This window comes from Streptomyces liliiviolaceus (assembly GCF_018070025.1).
GTDB classification, from domain to species: domain Bacteria; phylum Actinomycetota; class Actinomycetes; order Streptomycetales; family Streptomycetaceae; genus Streptomyces; species Streptomyces liliiviolaceus.
Window position 1 is genome coordinate 5277445 of sequence record NZ_JAGPYQ010000001.1, and the last position, 16803, is coordinate 5294247.

A 16803-nucleotide genomic window follows, 5' to 3' on the forward strand; every position below is an offset into this window, starting at 1 on the left:
GGTCCTGCACTGCACAGCAAAATGCCCGCACCGGAGCGCGGGCAGGTACTGCGAACCACGACATCTGGGGATGACGCTACACGGCGAAACCGCCTACCACCAGGGAACAAGGGCCATGATCCGAACCGCGTCGCGCGGGCTGCCCGGAGTCAGTTCCCCACGCCGAGGCCGGACATGAACGCGGCAGGGTATCGGTCGCCCCGTGCCGACCCCGGCGGCACCGCCTTCTCGATCTCGGCCAGGTCGTCCGCGGTGAGGTCCACCGACAGCGCGGGCAGCGCCTCGGCCAGCCGTTCCCGGGTGCGGGCGCCGACCAGCGGCACGATGTCCTCGCCCTGTGCGGCCACCCAGGCGATGGCGAGCTGGGCGACGGTGCACCCCTTCGCCTCGGCGATCCCGCGCATCGCCTCCACGAGGGTGAGGTTGTGCTCCACGTTGCCGTCGGAGAACCGCGGACTGAAGCCGCGGCCGTCACCGGGGCCCGCGGCACGGTCCGCGGACCAGTGCCCGGAGATGAGACCGCGGCCGAGCACGCCGTACGCGGTCAGTCCGATGCCGAGTTCCCGCAGCGCGGGGAGGACGTCGGCCTCCACCGCGCGGGAGATCAGCGAGTACTCGATCTGGAGGTCCGCGACCGGATGCACGGCGTGCGCCCGGCGGACGGTCGCGGCGTCGACCTCGGAGAGGCCGAGGTGCCGTACGTATCCGGCGTCGATCATCTCCTTGATCGCGCCCACCGTCTCCTCGATCGGCACGTCCGGGTCGAGCCGGGCCGGACGGTAGATGTCGATGTGGTCGGTGCCCAGCCGGGTCAGTGAGTAGGCCAGGAAGTTCTTCACCGCTTCCGGGCGGCCGTCGTGCCCGCCGAAATCGGGGCCGGGTCCCCGCAGCATGCCGAACTTCACGCTCAGCCGGTAGCTGTCCCGGTCCCGCCCGCGCAGTGCCTCGGCGAGCAGCAGCTCGTTGTGACCCATCGCGTAGAAATCGGCGGTGTCGAACAGCGTGACCCCGGCCTCCAGCGCGGCGTGCACGGTGGCGATGCTCTCGGCGCGGTCGGCCGCGCCGTAGGCGCCCGACATCCCCATCGCGCCCAGGCCCAGCGCGGAGACGGCCGGGCCGGTGCTCCCCAGGGTCCGTGTCGGCATGGCGTTCTCCGCCGTCGTCGCCTTCTCCGTGGTCATGGCCTTGTCCGTCGTCATCACGTTCTCCTCGGTCGTCGGTACGCCACCCACTGTGGGTCGGCGCGGCCATGTACGGGAGCGGAGCGTTCATCCTGGGAGCGCCGCTCCCTGGCTCGGCCCGCCCGCGCGAGGGACCATGGCCGTATGGAACGTGATCAGCTCGCCGACTTCCTGCGGCGCCGCCGGGAGTCGATCCGCCCGGCCGAGGTCGGCATCACCGACGGTCCGCGCCGCCGCACCGCCGGTCTGCGCCGGGAGGAGGTGGCGATGCTCGCCGGGATGTCGGTGGACTACGTCGTACGCCTCGAACAGGGACGCAGCAGTCAGCCGTCGACGCAGCTCCTGGGAGCGCTGGCCCGGGCGCTGCGTCTCTCCGACGACGAGCGCGACCACCTCTTCCACCTGGCCGGCCACCGGCCCCCGCCCGCCGAGGGGGTGGCCCGGCTGGCCCGTGCGGGCCTGATCCGCATGCTCGACCTGCTCGGGGACACCCCGGCCCTGGTGCTGTCCGACCTGGGCGAGATCCTCGCCCAGAACCGGACCGCCCATCTGCTCATGGGCGACCTCACCGACATCTCCGGCGACCGGCGCTATGTCGTGTACCGCTGGTTCACCGATCCCGCCGCCCGCGCCGTCTGCCCGCCCGAGGAGCAGGAGAACCACGGCCGCCGGCTCGTGGCGGACCTGCGCGCGGCGGTCGGCCGCCGGTCGGGCGACACCGCGGTCGCCGCTCTCGTCGAACGGCTGCAGACCGCGAGTGCGGACTTCCGGCGGCTGTGGACCGAGCACGAGGTGGCGGTCCGGCGCACCGACCGCAAGACGTTCCTGCACCCGAGGGTGGGCCGCCTGACGATGGACTGCGAGACCCTGGTCACCCCCGATCAGGGCCAGCAGCTGCTGGTGCTCACCCCGGCGGACGCCGGGACCCGCGAGCGGCTGGACCTGCTGAGGGTCCTCGGCGTCCAGGAGTTCCCCACGGGCCCCACCGGCCCGCCCGTGCGGTGAGGCACCCGAGCAGCCCGGCCCGATGCCTGCCCGGCGGCCGCGCACCTCGTTGAGACGGTCCGGCGGAGTGACTATCGTCGAGGGGTGAGTGAGCGTGCGATGCAAGAGCCGACCCTGATGGTGCTGACCGCCCTCGCGGACGCACCGCGCCATGGATACGCCGTCGCGCAGGAGGTCAGGGCGATGACCGACGGTCGTGTCGTGCTGCGTACGGGCGCCCTGTACGGGGCCCTGGACCGCCTGCTGGCCGACGGCCTGATCGCCGTCGAACGCGAGGAGGTCGCCGACGGCCGGGCGCGGCGGATCTTCACCTTGTCCGCGTCGGGGCGGGAGCGCCTGGCGGCGGAGGCCGAGCGCTTGGCCGCGACGGCGGAGGAAGCCACGCGCCGTCTGTCCGTCACCCGGCCGTCGGCCGCCACCCGTTGATCGAGTACGTGCTGCGGCTGTATCCCGCGGCCTACCGACGGGCTCATGGCGGGGAGATCGCCGCGACCTACCGCGAGCTGACCTTGGGCGAACCGCTGGGCTCGCGGCTGCGCGAGGGCGCGGGCCTGGCGGCGCACGCGACGAGGATGCGGCTGGGCCTGGGGCCGGCCGCTCCTGCCGCGCGGGTGCTCGCTCTGGCGTACCCCTTCGCCCTGGCCGCCACCGCCGCCGCCTGCGGCCTGCATCTCGTGCGCTGGTACGCCGCTCTGGTCTCCTCCCCCACCCCGCTCCCGGTGCAGCTTCGAGTCGACCTGGACGGGGTGTGGGGTGTGCTGCTCGTCTCGTCGCTGATCGGCTGTGTGGGGGCGGTGGTGGCGCTGACCGGCCGGTGGCGCGCGGGGGTGCCCCTCGCGGTGGCCGGGCTGATCTCCTTCGCGGCGGCCGCGGTGGTCAGCGGACCGGCGTTCGGTGACCCGGTCGTCACGCCCGTCGCGTTCGTCCTGACGGCGGCCGTGCTGCTGGCATGCCCGCCGGACCGACGCCTGGAGGCGACGGAGGCGGGCCGGGCGGGTACGGCCGGCGCCGTGATCGCGCTCGTCGTCGTGCCGCGCGCGGCCGTCGACGCGCACGCGGTGCCATGGGTCAGCACCGACCACGGGTGCTGGCCGGTGCTCGTGCTGGCCGCGACCGGTGTCGCGCTGACCTGGCGCAGCGGCTCACGAGGCGGCCTTGAGCTGGGAGTGATGGCCCTGGTGTCGCCACCCCTGCTCTCCGGCGCCTGCGTCACGGCGTGGGGTGGGACGACCGCCGTCCTGTGGCTCGCGGGCACGCTCGCGACCGCGGCGGTGATCGCCCCGCTGGCCGGCCGCTTGGGACGAACCGGCCGCGGCGCCGTCTGAACGAAGGCTCCGTACGGCCGCCTTACCCGTCTGAACGCCCTGCCGCGGCCGAGTGCGACCCCATAGTCCGTTTGACGTAGCATTCCGCTCGACGGACTATCTGCCGGGTCCGCGCGAGAGGACACCCATGCCGTTCACCCTGGCCCACCCCGCGGCCGTACTGCCGCTGCTGCGACGGCCCTTCGGCCGGGCCGCGCTGGTCGCCGGCGCCCTCGCACCGGACATGCCCTACTTCGTGGTCACCACGGGCCTGCCCGTCAGCGCGCAGTCCTGGTACGAACCCTTCACCAACGCCACGACCTCGCACACCGCTTCCGGCGCCGTCACCGTCTCCCTGCCGTACGCCCTCGCACTCTGGGCCCTGCTGCGCGTGGGCCATCGCCCGCTGGCATCCCTGCTGCCGATACCCGACCACGCGCCGCCACCCCGGACGGCCGGCACGCAGGCACGCCGAGCCGGGTGGATCGCCCTGTCCGCGCTGATCGGCATCGCCACCCACCTGGCCTGGGACGCCTTCACCCATCACGACGGCTTCTTCGTCACCCACGCGCCCTGGCTCACCTCCCCTCTCGTGGGGAGCCTCACCTGGGCGCGAGCCCTGCAACACGCGAGCACGGTCGGGGGCTTGACCGCCACCGGGGTGTACGTGTGGCGCAGGCGGGCACACCTGGTCACCGACACCGTCCGCACCGGCCCCAGCGATGCGACGCGGAATCTCGCCGTCCTCGCCATCGCCCTGATCACGATCGTCGGAGCGGTCGCCCGCGCCTGGTGGCTCGCCGCCGCCCGGGCGACTACGAGCGGACCGCCGCTCGGCGTCACGGTCGAAGCGGTGCTGTCCGACGCGGCGAAGGGCGCCGGCGTCGCCCTCATCGGCCTCGCGGCCCTCCACACGACCGGATGGTGGATCTGGCACACCGTCACATCGCCCCGAAGGGCGGTGGCCGCGACCCGCCCGACAGGGAACGCCCCGAAGTGAAGGGCAAGTCGAGGCCCCCGTCTACACATTTCGCACACAATGAACGCTTTAACTTCACATTAGGTATGCTCCAACAGCTTCATCCGCACCACTTAGGGGGGTCTTCTCATGCGCATACGCTCTGCGCTGACCGCAGTTGTCACCATCGGCACCTTTGCCGCGCTCTCCACCGGCACCGCCCAGGCGGCCGAGTACTCGTCCGCGCTGAAGGTCAAGGGCGTCCAGTACGACGCGCCCGGGGCCGACTCCAACCGCTGTTCCGGGGGGAACACGAAGAACGAGTACCTGACCATCAAGAACTACTCCCGCACCGCGACGGTCAACCTCAAGGGTTACGTCGTCAAGGACGCCACCGGGAACAAGTTCACCTTCACGGCCAGTCACAAGCTGGAGCCCGGTGACTACGTGAAGCTGCGCGGCGGACGTGGCACCGACTCCGACGCCGGCAATGTCGTGTACCGCCAGAACTGCAATTTCATCTGGAACAACGACAAGGACACCATCTACCTGTACAAGCCCAGCGGCGCCAGGGCGGACGTCCACTCCTACACCAAGCGCGCGGACGACCGCGACGGCAACGGCTACATCACCTACCACGGCTGACACACCGCCCGGGTGCCCTCCCGCGGGACTTCCCACCGGATCTCCCGCGGGAGGGCGCCCGGGCCCCGTGATCACATCGCGAGACAGGCTTGCATCAAGGCCCTGACCAGGCGTTGTCTCTCACGGTGAGTACCGAACGACCCGAACAGCACGCGACCCTCGACACCGCAGGCGACCGCTCCGCGCGCCGCGCCGTCACCCTCTTCCCCGTCCTCGTTCTCGCCGCGGGAGCCACCGGGCTGCTGCTCCCCGGCAGCTTCGCCGGCTGGGGCGAGTCGGTGCCGTACCTGCTGGGCGTGGTGATGTTCTGCATGGGCGTCACGATGACCCCGCAGGACTTCCGCGGTGTCGCCAGACGGCCCTGGGCGGTGGCCCTCGGGCTGGTCGCGCACTACGTCATCATGCCGGGACTCGGCTGGCTCATCGCCCATCTGCTGCAGCTCCCTCCGCAGCTCGCGGCGGGCGTCATCCTCGTCGGCTGCGCTCCTAGCGGCACCGCCTCCAACGTGGTGACGTATCTGGCGCGCGGTGACGTGGCGCTGTCCGTCTCCGTGGCCACCGTCTCCACCCTCGTGGCCCCGCTGGTCACTCCCCCGCTGACGCTGCTGCTGGCAGGCGAGTACCTGCCCGTCGACGCCGGCTCGATGGTCGTCGACATCCTCAAGACCGTGCTCCTGCCGGTCCTCGCGGGACTCGCCGTCCGGCTGCTGGCGAGCCGCTATGTGGAGCGAGCCCTGCCCGTGCTGCCCTGGCTGTCCGCCGTGACCATCGGTGTGATCGTGACCGTGGTCGTGGCGGGCAGCGCCGACGCCATCAAGTCGGCGGCGCTCCTGGTGTTCGTCGCCGTCGTGCTCCACAACGGTCTCGGGCTGGCGCTCGGCTACGGCGCGGGACGGCTCACCAGGATGGGCGAGCCGGCGAGCCGCGCCATGGCCTTCGAGGTCGGCATGCAGAACTCCGGCCTTGCGGCTTCACTGGCCACCGCCCATTTCAGTCCGCTGGCCGCGCTGCCCGCCGCCGTCTTCTCCGTGTGGCACAACATCTCCGGCGCCCTGGCCGCCGCCTGGCTGTCACGCCGACGGCCCTGACCGTCCCCCGGAGCCGACGTCACGGTGGAGCCCGGCACGGCTTGTCAGTGGCTGGTGGCACGATCCCGGGCATGACATCGATCGACGAGCAGTTCGTTCGCGAGACAGCCGCCGAGTACGGCGTTCCCGCCCCCGTCGCACAGGAGTTGACGGCCCGCTCCCGGCCGTGCCTCTACCTGGTGCCGTACGAAGAACTTCCCAAGTCCCGGCAGGAGGACGCCCGTCCGGCGGCGCGGACAGGCGGACTGCCCTCGTTGCCGGACGGGGTGAGCTGGCCCGAGGGGAAAGGGCCGCTGGTGCTCAGCGTCGACTGCGCCGCCCTGCCACCCGGGAACCTGGACATCGAACTGCCCGCCGACGGCCATCTGTTGCTCTTCACCGAGATCGAGTACCCGCCGGAGTCCTCCGTGGTGCTGCACGTTCCCGCCGGGACACCCACCACCGAGCGCGCCCCGACGTACGAGTTCGACGGTGAGCCCATGCAGGTGACGGTCTATGAACCACAAACCCTGTACCCCCTGGCCGGACTCACCCTCGACGAGGACTGGCGGGACTCGCCGGCCACCCGCGCCTTCCTCGACGACGGCGGAAAGGGTGACGCGCTGGACCGTTTCGAGGAGGCCGTCCTCGACGCGGCCTCCGGCGGGAACCGCCCGGGCGTCACCGTGCAGATCGGCGGATTCTCCAACTCGTGGGACGTGGCACCGGACGAGGGCGACCTCGTGCTCTTCGCACAGATGGCCGGGCAGGCGATCGACTACAACGTCTACACCATGAACCTCATCGTGGGCACCCGCGAGGACATCGCCGCACGTCGGTACGCCAACCTCCAGTACGAGCAGCAGTGCTGACCTCGAACGGACGGCGCACGCTCGACGCCATGAGGATTTGATGGCGTACGGGGAGGCATGATCTCCGCCCTCGGGGGCACCCGAGCCCGGTGCCATATGTACCCACCGAGCTCGTCGCGCAAGTGAGGTTCGCTCTGGTTCAGGCCGGCTTCCAGGTGCTGAGCGACGCGGAGCGCGGTGTCCCTGGACTGCGGGTGACCGAGGTGTCGTCCGGCGCCCTGGTCAGCTGGACGGCCTCGGACGAATTCGCCTCGCTGGCGCGTGAGCGGGGCGGCTGCGCTGCGAGCGACGACAGCATAAGGGTGATCGTGAAGGTCGCCGTGTCAGGCCTGCTGCTGCGGCTCGGGCACAGCGTCGCCGAGACCGCGGCCGACGGCGACCTACTCGTGCTCGCCGACGCGATCTCCGCGCCGGACAGCGGTGATCGCTAGGCCGGTGTCCACGGGCAGATTTTTCGCGGGAAAGCCGTGGTGAGCGCCCGGCGGGCGAATGTGCCGGTTCGGTGTGCGGACATGTCGCGCCCGTGGTGGGACGCTGGTCGTGGCCGGCCGCCGACGCGCGGGTGCGCGTCATCGGCCGGAAGGCGCGAGGGATCGCAGATTCCCCCGGCTCGGACCTCGCGCGAGGCGCCCTCCCCGGCGGTGCGAGATGGCGGGAGTTGCCTCTCTGGGCGCGCCTGGAGGACGAAGGCCGGAGCCGCGTAGTCGGCGATGCGGCTCCGGCCGGCCTCGACGGTCGGCCGCTGCCCGGGCCCGGGAGCCCGTGGCGTGGACCACGGCCCACGACTCGTCCGGTACCGACGCACGGCTGTGTGCCCGCGGACGGAGCCGGTTTCCCCGGGCACTCGCCGGGCACCCGCCCGATGATCGGCCGTACAGCGGCAGACCAACCCGGCGCACTGCGCCCCCACGTACGGAGGACCACCGTGTTGAAGGCCATCGCAGATGTAGTTCGCTCCATCGGCGGAGCCGTCGCGACCGTCGTCACCCTGCCTTTCCGGGCCGTGGCACGGCTGTTCGGCGGCGCGTCGAGCTCAGCCCGCGGACACCACTGACAGGCGGGCCCGACAGGAGCGGCCGCGAGTACGCGTGTTCCTGCGGCAGACGGCGATCTCCGCGAGCTCCGCGGTCTGCGGTCTGCGGTCTGCGGTCTGCGGGATCACCCGGTGATCACGACGCGACCCTTGCCGGCTGCGGTAGCGGCAGTCTGGCCACCACCCGGAAACCGCCGTCCGGGCGCGCACCCGCGGTGAACTCCCCCTGAAGCAGGGCGACTCGCTCGCGCATACCGACAAGGCCGTAGCCGGTGCGGCGGTATCCGTCGCCGCCCGGTCCACGGCCGGTGTCGGTGATCTCCAGGGTCAGTTCCGTGTCCCGGTGGTCGACCCGCACCAGGCACGAGCGGGCGCCCGCGTGTCTGACCACGTTGGTGACCGACTCCTGCACGATGCGGTACGCCGACAGGTCGATGTCCGGCGGCAGAGGCCGCCGCCGACCGTGCCACCGCACGACGACCCGCACCCCCGCCGCCGTGGTGGCCGCGGCCAGCCCGTCGACGTCCGCCAAGCCCGGTGCGCCGTACGGCGGAGCATCGGCTGCGTCGGCCTGACGCAGCGCGCCGAGCATCCTGCGCAGTCCGGACAGCGTCTCCCGGCTCGCGTTCTCCACCTCGCCGAGTGCCTCCCGGGCCCGGGCCGGTTGCGTATCGATGACTCGCCGTGCGGCACCCGCCTGGAGGGCGACGATGCCGATGGTGTGCGCGACGATGTCGTGCAACTCGCGCGCTATGCGCAGACGTTCGGCGGTGGTGGCCTGAACGGCGGCCTGGGCCCTGGACTGTTCGGCATGGAGCCGGGACTGTCGGGTGGAGTTGCCGAGGAGCCAGGCCACGAGCACCGTGAGGGCCACGGCCAGCTGCGCCGCGGTGTTGATGCTGCCACCCCCGGAGAGCCGTACCGTCAGCGGGATCATCAGTACCGTGAGTGCCATGCTCGCCGCGCAGGCCGAGGTGCGTCGCGTCGCGGTGGCCGCGACGAAGTACAGGGCGACGTCCGGCGCCAGGAACTGCACCAGCGGGAACTCGGCGGCCTGACCGAGCAGCGACGCTCCGAGTACCGAGCCGAGCAGCAGGAGGGCGTAGGCCACGAGCGGGCGGCCACGCAGGAGCCGACAGGCGGTCAGCACGAGGGCGGCGGCACCCAGCAGGATCGGACCGCTCACGTATGTCAGGTCGAAGCCGGGGACGAGCTGGTTGTCGCGGACGTAGTCGCCCGGCAGGACGAAGAACTCGTCGACGCACGCGAAACCCATGGCCCCGCCCCAGACGACCGCCGTCCAGTGACCGGGCGACAGGCGCTTGAGCAGCGGCAGTTCACCTGGATGCGCTGACATGGCGCGAGCATAGGCGCGCCCGTGGTGCGGGGGCATCGGCCTGCGGGCGTACCTCCACGGGTGACAGTCACGGGTGTCGTTCACGGGACCCGTACCTACGCCGTGCGCGGGCCGACGGGAGACTTGTGCCATGAGCTTCTCGACAACCCCTCCCGTACCCACCGGAGTTCTCAGCGCCGGAGAGCCCCTGCCCTATCACCGCATGGCTCATGTGACCGGGCGACACCGCTGGTGGCGACCGCTGACCGGGACCGTGGCGGTGATCGGCATGTGGCTCCTGCTGTTCATGGTGGTGTACTTCGTGGCCTACGGGGTGGGCAGCGCCCAGGGATACCCCGAGGACTCCGATGAAGCCATCGACTTCGGCCCCACACTGAACACCGCTCTGGACCTCACGTATCTGGCTCTGGCCATTCCCGTGGTGCTGCTCGCGGTACGATGGGTGGGGCGGCGCCCGGCGGGGACGGTCTCCTCCGTCCAGGGGAGGCTGCGCAAGCGCCGACTGGGACAGTACGCACTGATCGCGCTGCCCTTGGTGGCGGCGGGGATGGGCGGCATGCTGCTCGTACCGGGCGATGGCGAGGTGTCGGGCACGGGCACGAGCGGTGATGTCTGGGTCGGCCTGGACCGGTATCTGCCCGCGCTCGCCATGCTCGTCGTACTGGTGCCGCTCCAGGCGGCCGCGGAGGAGTACGTCTTCCGGGGCTGGCTGCTGCAGGCGGTGGGCGGCCTGTTCCGTTCACCGTGGATAGCGGTGCTGCCGCAGGCGGTGCTCTTCGCGGCAGCCCACGGGTGGGGCACTCCGGAAGGGTTCACCGACCTTGTCGTCTTCGGCGTCCTGGCCGGCTGGCTGACGGTGCGTACCGGCGGCCTCGAAGCGGCCGTCGCGCTGCACGCGGTGAACAACCTGCTGTCGTTCGCGCTGTCCGCGGCCTTCGTCGGCGGACTCGAATCCGACGAGACCGCCGCCGATCTGCCCTGGCAACTCGCGGCCATCGACATCACGGTGATCGTCGCTTTCACCGCGGTGGTGTTGTGGCTCGACCGTCGCCGTGCCCGTTCCCTCGGCGCCCCGGGCCCGTACTCCGTCCCTGGTTACGACGCCGATGCATCGCTACGCGCTCAGCGTGTCGTGGGTTCGACGACTTCCTGAGTGCCGATGACCGCGAGCAGGTCGAGCAGATCGAGCAGATCGGCGCTTTCGGTACCGACCACGGTGGTTGAGGCGCTTGCGGTCGTCCCGCCGGAACGCCACATCTTGACAGCCGTGCGGGTGCGGTGGGGCTGGTGGCGCAGTTCCCCGCGCCCCTAGGTCGGTTCAGCCTGTCCGGTGTCCGGTGTTCGAAGGCGAGCCGTCAGCGCGATACGGGGCGGCAGCCCCCGGAGGTCTCCTCGTGGGAGTCACGGGCTGTCGCCCGACCAGTCGAAGTGGTTCCGGTCGGTCGGGCGGGGGTCGTACAGGGCTCGGCCACCGGGGCCGAAGGCGCCGAGTTCGGTGGAGAGTGCGGCGCCCTCGGCGATCTGCTCCGGCGTCCAGTCGGTGACGTCCAGGAGCAGTCCGTCCAAGGGACCGCCGACCAGGGCGGCGTAGGAACGGCCCGGGCGCGGGCCCGGATCGGGGTCGTCGTGGTCGTGGCCGTATATCCGGCCGCGCAGCAGTTGCTCGTCGCCATTCACGACATTCAGCTTTCCACCCGCCACTGACAATGGGGCCCAGCGCTTCCCGGCCCGGGACACCTTGGACGCGGGCGGGGCTCAGACGGGTGGCCAGTTACGCAGGGCCACGTCGGCCATCTCCTGCAGTTCGTCTCGGTCGACACCACTCGCGGCCTGTACGGCGATGCCGTAGCCGAAGGTGGTGATGTAGCGGGCCAGTAGCCCCGGATCGGCGTCCGCGGGCAGGTCGCCCTCGTCCACGGCCCGCTGGAACCGCTCCCGCAGACAGGAGTGGCCGTCGCTGCGCCAGGCGACGAGGAGTTCGCGCACCTCCTCACCTGAGTCGCTGACGGTCAGGGCGCTCTGGACGCCCAGGCAGCCGTGCGGGTTGGCCGGGCGGGTGGTGGTGCGCACGGTGCCGGCCAGGATCGCGGTGGCAGTGCCGAGGGCTGTCGGCTCCTCCAGGGCTCGGGCCATGTACGCGCTCGGGCCCTCGGTATAGCGCTCCAGCACCTTGCGGAACAGCTTCTCCTTGTTGCCGAAGGCCGCGTACATGCTGGTGGTGGAGATGCCCATCGCGTTCGTCAGGTTGGCGGTGCTGGCTCCCTCGTAACCGTGTCTCCAGAAGACCAGCATGGCGCGTTCAAGTGCCTCGTCGGCGTCGAACCCTCGCGGTCGGCCGATCGAGCCGCTCTGTTTTCTCTCCACATCCACCCCCGCACTCTACTCCTTCTGTAGCGATCGCTGCGGAAGTGCTACCGTCTGACTTCCGCAGCGATCGCTACAGAAGTCGGAGGGGCTACCCATGTCCGTGTGGGGCTTCTTGAGGGGACCTCTCTCGTCGGCGGGGGTCGCGTGGGCCCGAGAGCGGGGGCGGGGGCAGGTCGGAAATTCTGTGCGACTACGTGAAGGCTGGGCGCACAGTTCCCCGCGCCCCTCAAAGGGCGCCGACGATCAATATCCGCTTCCTACAGAAAAGGTCAGCTGATGGCCGACAGTGATCTGCTTGCTTTCTACCTGCGCTATATCGAGGCACTCAACGCCCACGAGTTCGACGGTATGGACGAATTCATCAACGACCGCACCACTCTGAACGGGGAGCCGGCCAGCCGGGACGACCTTCTTGCCGTTCAGAAGCATGACGTGGACGCCGTTCCTGACCTTCACTGGGAACTCAAGGAACTGCTCTTCGACGGTGACCGGCTGGCCGCCCGTCTGGTCAACACCGGCACTCCGGTGAAGGAATGGCTGGGCGTCGCTCCCACCGGCGCTTCTTTCGAGATCGTCGAATACGCCATTTACCAGGTGCGCGACGGGCGGTTCGTGCATATGACCGCCCTCCACGACGCCGGCGAACTTCTCCGGCAGCTGACCGAATGACCAGCTGACCCACCGGATCAGATCCGGCTGAACGCAGAACATTTCCCACTTCACCAACGCCCCACCAGGGCCGTCTGAATCACGAGGACACGCAATGACCGTCACACTGATCACCGGGGCCAACAAGGGCATCGGTTTCGAAACTGCCAGACAGCTTCTGGCGTTGGGCCACGTCGTCTACATCGGTGCGCGTGACGTCGAGCGGGGCCAGAAGGCCGCCGCTGAAATCGGTGCACGGTTCGTACAGCTCGACGTGACCGACGACGCGTCGGTGAGCCGCGCGCTGGCGACGATCGACTCGGCCGAGGGCCGCCTCGACGTCCTGGTGAACAACGCCGGCGTTCTCGGGGACGGGGCCGTCGACGGGCCCACGGCCCTGCGGGCCTTCGACACCAACGCGGTCGGGATCGTACGTGTCACGGAGGCCGCGCTCCCCCTCCTGCGCAATTCCTCGAACGCGACCGTGGTCAACGTTTCGAGCAGCGCGGGATCGTTCTGGGCGGTGACCAATCCGGACCGGCCGGAATTCGGCCTGCCCCTGGCGCTCTATTCCGCCTCGAAGGCCGCGGCCACGATGCTCACGGTCCAGTACGCCAAGTCCCAGCCGGGCATCAAGTTCAACGCGGTCGAACCGGGCACCACCGCGACCGACATGACGGCGGCGTTCGGAATCGGACGGACTCCGCAGGAGAGTGCCGGCGTCGTCGTACGTCTGGCGACTCTCGACGCAGACGGCCCGACAGGAACTTTCCAGGACGAGAACGGGGAACTGCCTTGGTAGCAGCGCGGGTTGTGTAGGCACGTGGACGCGCGGGCGCGGCCGGATCGTACGCCCCGGGTCGGCGAGTCGGGTTCTGCCGATTCCCCGGAACCTCGGAAACATGCATCCCTTATTTGAAGGCGTAAGGGAGTTTTCGTGGGGCACTCGAATGTCCGGAGGTTGATAATCATGGTTCCTGTACTTCTCGTCCTGCTTCTCGCGCTGATCCTTTTCGGCGCCGGTTTCGCTCTCAAGGCACTGTGGTGGATCGCCGTCATCGTCCTGGTGGTGTGGCTGCTGGGCTTCGTGATTCGGCCCGCAGGTCACGGTGGCCGCAAGGGCCGTTGGTACCGCTGGTAGAAAACATCCCTACCGAAGGGCCCCGCCGACCTTGGTCGGCGGGGCCCTTCGGTATTTCCGTGTGATGCGCGTGCGCAGAGAATTCCACGGTGGACAAGTAAGGGTTTTTCCGCTGGGAAGCCGGCCACCGGCGCCACCCGTGCCGCACTTCTCTTGCAAGTGACGCACAACCCTTCCCATACCTCGCGTGTCACACCAGGCAGGAGCAACAGACCGCAAAGATCACAAGGGGGAAATATGGGATTCCACCGTTCCGTCCTGTCTGTCGTGGCCTTCGCCACCCTGTCCGTGGGGACCACGGCCGCACTGGCCGCGCCCGCCTCCGCCGCACCCAACACCACGCCGCAGAAGGTCTGCGGGAGCGCCTACAAGACCGTGAACTCGGCTGCCGTCGGCTCGCTGGGCACCGTGTATCTGACGTACAACGCCTCGAACGGTGAGAACTGCGTCGCGACCATCCGCAAGAACCCGGGGACAGCCGTGGACATGTCCACCTGGATCTACGTCCCCGACACCGACGAGGGCGCCGAGGACTACGGGCGGTACACGTCGTACGCGGGACCGGCGTACGTGTACGGCAAGGGTCACTGTGTGGACTGGGGCGGCCACATCAACAACGTGTACGTGCAGGTGACCGGCTCCAACTGTGCCGCGCTCAAGGAGCACCGGGTCACCTCGACCCGCTGACCCACCGCTCCTCCCGGCCACCGCGTGCGTGATCCCGCGGGAACCCGCACCGGCCCGGACCGCCCTGGCGGACTCACCGAGTTCTGCCAGGGCGGGAGTGTGTACGGGCGAGCGGACGAGCCGGGGGCTTTGTGGCGCAAATGGTTCGCTCGTTCGAGGAGGACGAACGTTTCCGCGCTTTTGGGCACTGCCCGGTCAGGTCATGATCACCGCGGTTCTCGCGACGGTGAGAGTCATCGGCCTGCCCAGGAGTTGCCATGATCCTCGTCATCGTCGTCGCCGCAGTGGCCCTGCTGGCAGGGCTCGCGGCGAACCGGTACCTACGCCCCCGCCTGATGAGCGACGACGACGCCGGCATGGCCGTCAAAGACCTCGTCGGACCGCTGCTGACGCTGACCGTCCTGCTGCTGGCCTTCGTACTGGTCACCGCCTCCGGATCCCACGGCAAGGCCGAAGTCGCCGCGCGGGGCGAGGCACGCGCGCTGGACCAGCTCGCCGAGATCGCCGACTACACGCCTGCGGCGGAGCGGCAACGGGTCCAGGCGGACACCATCTGCTACGCACGGGCCGTACGCGCCTATGAATGGCCCGCCATGGCCGACGGCAAGGGGGCCGCGGAGCCCAGCGTGTGGTCGACCGACCTGCGCCGGTCCTTCCGTGATCTGGAGGGCAAGCCGGTCTTCGGCATGCTGATCGGCGCCGACAACAAGCGCTCCGACGAACGTGCGGAACGCCTCACCCAGGCCACCCCCAGCATCCCCAGCGCCATTTTCTGGTTCCTGCTCGCCACCCTCACGCTCACCATCGTCACCCTCGCCGTCTGCCTACCCCGCAGGAACAACCGCGGTCAGCTCGTCGTCCTCACCGTCATCACCGCGCTCCTGACGACGACGCTGTGCATCATCCGCGACGTCGACCGGCCCTTCGGCGGCATCATCGACGTCGAACCCACCGCCATCGCGGAGATCGAACGACAGGCCACCCGCGACTTCCTCGCCAACCACGAGGCCGCCGATCTGCCCTGCGGGGACAAGGGCGATCGGCGCGCGGCCTGACGCACCGCCAAGGGGCGCGACGGACGGCCGTCAGCGGATGGGACGGTGGCTGGAGCGCCGGGACCAGCGCACAGCCGTGAGGGCCAGGGCCGCCACGAGGACCACGATGCCGATCGCCAGCAGGTAGCCCAGTCCCTCCGCGGCCACCCCGATGATTCCGAGCACGACCGCGACGAGGACGAGGAACAGGAAGAGAGCCATGGCAGAACCTTCAGACTGAGTGCTTCGTACTGAGCAGGGAATCAACGACGCGCGAGTTGCCTCTCTCCGTTCGCGCCCGTCTGGTAGGCCATGTCGTAGTGCTGGAAGATCGCTTCCTCTTCCTCGGCGGGGAGGATGTCGTCCATGCCCACCGAGGGTGCTTTCTTCACCAAGGCCTTGGCGTAGGCGACCCTCACGTAGTCGGGTCCGAGGACCGCGTCGTCGAGCGGGACGAACGCCAGCCGCTGCCGAGTGGGCAACCCGACACGGACCGTCGCCATGGCCGACTCGTCGGTGGCGGTGTTCACATAGATCGATTCGAGTACGCCGATCTTGTGCCCCTTGAGGTCGACGACATCGCGATTGCGCCACTCCCGCACATCAGCCGCATGGATCATGCTCATACTGCGCCTCCTGAGCCACTCATCTGCGACGAGTTCCCCCACTACCGCCCCTGACACCACAGCGACCCGACCGGGATACGAGCGCTTGAGCGGCGCTTGGACGGTCACGGAGTGCGCAGCACACCTGCACGGACAGCGACGCGGCCTGTACGGCTGCCGGGACGGCTGCCGGTGCTGGTGCTGGTCCACCACGACTGTCAGTGGCCCGCCGTACCCTCCCGTGGGTGACAGGACGACCTATCGAGGCGCGTGTTCTCGCGGCTGCCGTGCGCGATGCGCGGATGGCTTCGGACGGGGACGACGGTGTGTCGGAGTGGCTGGTCCGGCCCGGGGCGGCCTTCGGTGCTCCGCTCGCGGCCGAGGTGTGGGTGTTCGACCGCGCTCTGACCCGTGTGCTGCTGGTGCGGCACCGTTGGCGCGGATGGGTGCCGCCGGGCGGCAAGGTGGATCCCGGGGAGACGCCGCGGGAAGCCGCTCGTCGGGAGCTGTTCGAGGAGACCGGAGTACGGGCGGAACTGCAGGCCGTGCCCGCGGCAGCCACGGTGCGGTCGTATCACCCCGACTGGTCGGCCACCGCGGGCATCTCCTATGTGGCAGTAGTCGATCGGCTGACGCCGTTGACGCCCGAGGGAGGTCAGCCGGCCGTCTGGCACCGGCTCGACGAGCCATGGCAGGGATGGTTCGCCGATGATCGTCTGCGTATGCGGCAGTGTGCCGTCCGGCTGAGCGCCCGCCGACCGGGTCTCTGACGAAGCGGCGGCTCGGAAGCGCGTACCCGCGGCTCGCCCCGCGGCCCCACCGCGCCCGACCGCCCCGCCACCCCATGACGCCGCACGCGTGAGCAGCACGCAATAGTCCACACACGGCACGTCATTGTC

Annotated in this window: 22 protein-coding genes; 16 read left to right on the forward strand and 6 right to left on the reverse strand. The window is 70.0% G+C overall.

Features of this window, described 5'->3' with window-relative positions; translation table 11 throughout:
- Window positions 1-149: 149 nt before the first annotated feature.
- Window positions 150-1145 (reverse strand): aldo/keto reductase, encoded by a 996-nt coding sequence (locus tag J8N05_RS22980; RefSeq protein WP_210890315.1) that lies wholly within the window; start codon window positions 1143-1145, stop codon window positions 150-152.
- A gap of 180 nt (window positions 1146-1325) precedes the next feature.
- Between J8N05_RS22980 and J8N05_RS22985 the strand changes: the two genes are divergently transcribed.
- The 9 genes from J8N05_RS22985 to J8N05_RS47975 all read left to right on the forward strand — a co-directional run bounded on the left by J8N05_RS22985 (window position 1326) and on the right by J8N05_RS47975 (window position 8086).
- Window positions 1326-2186, forward strand: coding sequence for a helix-turn-helix transcriptional regulator (locus J8N05_RS22985; RefSeq protein ID WP_210885445.1), 861 nt, complete (start codon window positions 1326-1328; stop codon window positions 2184-2186).
- Window positions 2187-2270: 84 nt separating this feature from the next.
- Entirely contained in the window at window positions 2271-2612 is a 342-nt protein-coding gene (locus J8N05_RS22990; RefSeq protein WP_407699925.1) for a PadR family transcriptional regulator, read from the forward strand.
- Window positions 2609-3511 (forward strand): hypothetical protein, encoded by a 903-nt coding sequence (locus J8N05_RS22995; protein WP_210885446.1) that lies wholly within the window; start codon window positions 2609-2611, stop codon window positions 3509-3511. The genes J8N05_RS22990 and J8N05_RS22995 overlap by 4 nt, the downstream gene beginning before the upstream one ends.
- A gap of 127 nt (window positions 3512-3638) precedes the next feature.
- A complete protein-coding gene (locus tag J8N05_RS23000; RefSeq protein WP_210885447.1) occupies window positions 3639-4490 on the forward strand; it encodes a DUF4184 family protein in 852 nt (283 codons plus the stop codon).
- 108 nt (window positions 4491-4598) lie between these two features.
- Complete coding sequence (locus tag J8N05_RS23005; RefSeq protein ID WP_210885448.1) at window positions 4599-5093, forward strand: lamin tail domain-containing protein; 495 nt, start codon at window positions 4599-4601, stop codon at window positions 5091-5093.
- Between the two features lie 125 nt (window positions 5094-5218).
- Window positions 5219-6181, forward strand: a complete 963-nt coding sequence (locus tag J8N05_RS23010; RefSeq protein WP_247706413.1) for a bile acid:sodium symporter family protein — start codon at window positions 5219-5221, stop codon at window positions 6179-6181.
- Window positions 6182-6252: 71 nt separating this feature from the next.
- Complete coding sequence (locus J8N05_RS23015; RefSeq protein ID WP_247706414.1) at window positions 6253-7032, forward strand: DUF1963 domain-containing protein; 780 nt, start codon at window positions 6253-6255, stop codon at window positions 7030-7032.
- A 122-nt stretch (window positions 7033-7154) separates the two neighbouring features.
- Complete coding sequence (locus tag J8N05_RS23020; RefSeq protein WP_210885451.1) at window positions 7155-7463, forward strand: hypothetical protein; 309 nt, start codon at window positions 7155-7157, stop codon at window positions 7461-7463.
- A gap of 494 nt (window positions 7464-7957) precedes the next feature.
- Window positions 7958-8086, forward strand: coding sequence for an LPFR motif small protein (locus J8N05_RS47975; protein WP_282108165.1), 129 nt, complete (start codon window positions 7958-7960; stop codon window positions 8084-8086).
- A gap of 115 nt (window positions 8087-8201) precedes the next feature.
- On the opposite strand, the gene J8N05_RS23025 is transcribed toward J8N05_RS47975, so the two are convergent.
- Window positions 8202-9422, reverse strand: coding sequence for a sensor histidine kinase (locus J8N05_RS23025; RefSeq protein WP_210885453.1), 1221 nt, complete (start codon window positions 9420-9422; stop codon window positions 8202-8204).
- A gap of 130 nt (window positions 9423-9552) precedes the next feature.
- Here J8N05_RS23025 and J8N05_RS23030 point away from each other — a divergent pair, with 130 nt between their 5' ends.
- Window positions 9553-10575, forward strand: coding sequence for a CPBP family intramembrane glutamic endopeptidase (locus J8N05_RS23030; protein ID WP_247706415.1), 1023 nt, complete (start codon window positions 9553-9555; stop codon window positions 10573-10575).
- A 248-nt stretch (window positions 10576-10823) separates the two neighbouring features.
- Here J8N05_RS23030 and J8N05_RS23035 read toward each other — a convergent pair whose 3' ends face one another.
- Both J8N05_RS23035 and J8N05_RS23040 read right to left on the reverse strand, forming a co-directional pair.
- Window positions 10824-11099 carry a hypothetical protein gene (locus J8N05_RS23035; RefSeq protein ID WP_210885455.1) on the reverse strand — a complete coding sequence of 92 codons (276 nt, stop codon included), beginning with the start codon at window positions 11097-11099 and terminating at the stop codon, window positions 10824-10826.
- A 78-nt stretch (window positions 11100-11177) separates the two neighbouring features.
- A complete protein-coding gene (locus J8N05_RS23040; protein WP_210890319.1) occupies window positions 11178-11786 on the reverse strand; it encodes a TetR/AcrR family transcriptional regulator in 609 nt (202 codons plus the stop codon).
- Window positions 11787-12065: 279 nt separating this feature from the next.
- Between J8N05_RS23040 and J8N05_RS23045 the strand changes: the two genes are divergently transcribed.
- The 5 genes from J8N05_RS23045 to J8N05_RS23065 all read left to right on the forward strand — a co-directional run bounded on the left by J8N05_RS23045 (window position 12066) and on the right by J8N05_RS23065 (window position 15320).
- A complete protein-coding gene (locus J8N05_RS23045) occupies window positions 12066-12458 on the forward strand; it encodes an ester cyclase (RefSeq protein ID WP_210885456.1) in 393 nt (130 codons plus the stop codon).
- 94 nt (window positions 12459-12552) lie between these two features.
- Window positions 12553-13239, forward strand: coding sequence for an SDR family NAD(P)-dependent oxidoreductase (locus J8N05_RS23050; RefSeq protein WP_210885459.1), 687 nt, complete (start codon window positions 12553-12555; stop codon window positions 13237-13239).
- A 168-nt stretch (window positions 13240-13407) separates the two neighbouring features.
- A complete protein-coding gene (locus tag J8N05_RS23055; RefSeq protein WP_210885461.1) occupies window positions 13408-13578 on the forward strand; it encodes a hydrophobic protein in 171 nt (56 codons plus the stop codon).
- 237 nt (window positions 13579-13815) lie between these two features.
- Window positions 13816-14265 carry a spore-associated protein gene (locus J8N05_RS23060; RefSeq protein WP_210885462.1) on the forward strand — a complete coding sequence of 150 codons (450 nt, stop codon included), beginning with the start codon at window positions 13816-13818 and terminating at the stop codon, window positions 14263-14265.
- Window positions 14266-14522: 257 nt separating this feature from the next.
- A complete protein-coding gene (locus tag J8N05_RS23065; RefSeq protein ID WP_210885463.1) occupies window positions 14523-15320 on the forward strand; it encodes a bestrophin-like domain in 798 nt (265 codons plus the stop codon).
- Window positions 15321-15350: 30 nt separating this feature from the next.
- On the opposite strand, the gene J8N05_RS23070 is transcribed toward J8N05_RS23065, so the two are convergent.
- Together J8N05_RS23070 and J8N05_RS23075 are read right to left on the reverse strand one after the other, a co-directional pair.
- The gene (locus J8N05_RS23070; RefSeq protein WP_210885464.1) at window positions 15351-15521 is read right to left on the reverse strand and encodes a hypothetical protein; all 171 of its coding nucleotides are present in this window, start codon (window positions 15519-15521) and stop codon (window positions 15351-15353) included.
- A gap of 41 nt (window positions 15522-15562) precedes the next feature.
- A complete protein-coding gene (locus tag J8N05_RS23075; RefSeq protein ID WP_210890320.1) occupies window positions 15563-15919 on the reverse strand; it encodes a PRC-barrel domain-containing protein in 357 nt (118 codons plus the stop codon).
- Between the two features lie 230 nt (window positions 15920-16149).
- Between J8N05_RS23075 and J8N05_RS23080 the strand changes: the two genes are divergently transcribed.
- Window positions 16150-16674, forward strand: coding sequence for an NUDIX domain-containing protein (locus J8N05_RS23080; protein ID WP_247706416.1), 525 nt, complete (start codon window positions 16150-16152; stop codon window positions 16672-16674).
- The last annotated feature ends 129 nt before the right edge of the window (window positions 16675-16803 follow it).

Coding starts and splice junctions, on each gene's coding strand:
- J8N05_RS22980 (WP_210890315.1), bottom strand. CDS start 1,145: ATGCCGACACGGACCCTGGGGAGCACCGGCCCGGCCGTCTCCGCGCTG.
- J8N05_RS22985 (WP_210885445.1), top strand. CDS start 1,326: ATGGAACGTGATCAGCTCGCCGACTTCCTGCGGCGCCGCCGGGAGTCG.
- J8N05_RS23000 (WP_210885447.1), top strand. CDS start 3,639: ATGCCGTTCACCCTGGCCCACCCCGCGGCCGTACTGCCGCTGCTGCGA.
- J8N05_RS23005 (WP_210885448.1), top strand. CDS start 4,599: ATGCGCATACGCTCTGCGCTGACCGCAGTTGTCACCATCGGCACCTTT.
- J8N05_RS23015 (WP_247706414.1), top strand. CDS start 6,253: ATGACATCGATCGACGAGCAGTTCGTTCGCGAGACAGCCGCCGAGTAC.
- J8N05_RS23025 (WP_210885453.1), bottom strand. CDS start 9,422: ATGTCAGCGCATCCAGGTGAACTGCCGCTGCTCAAGCGCCTGTCGCCC.
- J8N05_RS23030 (WP_247706415.1), top strand. CDS start 9,553: ATGAGCTTCTCGACAACCCCTCCCGTACCCACCGGAGTTCTCAGCGCC.
- J8N05_RS23045 (WP_210885456.1), top strand. CDS start 12,066: ATGGCCGACAGTGATCTGCTTGCTTTCTACCTGCGCTATATCGAGGCA.
- J8N05_RS23050 (WP_210885459.1), top strand. CDS start 12,553: ATGACCGTCACACTGATCACCGGGGCCAACAAGGGCATCGGTTTCGAA.
- J8N05_RS23055 (WP_210885461.1), top strand. CDS start 13,408: ATGGTTCCTGTACTTCTCGTCCTGCTTCTCGCGCTGATCCTTTTCGGC.
- J8N05_RS23060 (WP_210885462.1), top strand. CDS start 13,816: ATGGGATTCCACCGTTCCGTCCTGTCTGTCGTGGCCTTCGCCACCCTG.
- J8N05_RS23065 (WP_210885463.1), top strand. CDS start 14,523: ATGATCCTCGTCATCGTCGTCGCCGCAGTGGCCCTGCTGGCAGGGCTC.
- J8N05_RS23070 (WP_210885464.1), bottom strand. CDS start 15,521: ATGGCTCTCTTCCTGTTCCTCGTCCTCGTCGCGGTCGTGCTCGGAATC.
- J8N05_RS23075 (WP_210890320.1), bottom strand. CDS start 15,919: ATGATCCATGCGGCTGATGTGCGGGAGTGGCGCAATCGCGATGTCGTC.